The following is a 255-nucleotide window of genomic DNA, read 5'->3' as shown; positions in this document are numbered from 1 at the left end:
GCGGGCCGCCTATGCGGCGCCGCAAGGCGAGGTCGAGACGGCGCTGGCCGGCATCTGGGCGGAGCTGCTCGGCGTCGAGCGCATCGGCCGCCACGACCAGTTCTTCGAGCTCGGCGGCCATTCGCTCCTGGCGGTGCGGCTGCTCAGCCGGCTGTCGCAGGCTTTTGGCATGGACGTGCCGCTGACGACGCTGTTCACCAGGCCGGTGCTTGCCGATCTGGCGGCAGGCATCGTCGAGGTGCTGAGCCGCTGCGG

General features: G+C 71.8%; 1 protein-coding gene. It reads left to right on the top strand.

The window, feature by feature from the left end; all coding sequences use genetic code 11:
* On the top strand, positions 1-255 hold a 255-nt coding region (locus tag PU724_RS34055; protein WP_426213870.1), incomplete at both ends, for a phosphopantetheine-binding protein.

The organism is Mesorhizobium abyssinicae, from assembly GCF_049887195.1.
GTDB lineage: Bacteria > Pseudomonadota > Alphaproteobacteria > Rhizobiales > Rhizobiaceae > Mesorhizobium > Mesorhizobium abyssinicae.
Note: the sequence above shows the minus strand (reverse complement) of the source record. Positions and strands in the feature narration are given on the sequence as shown.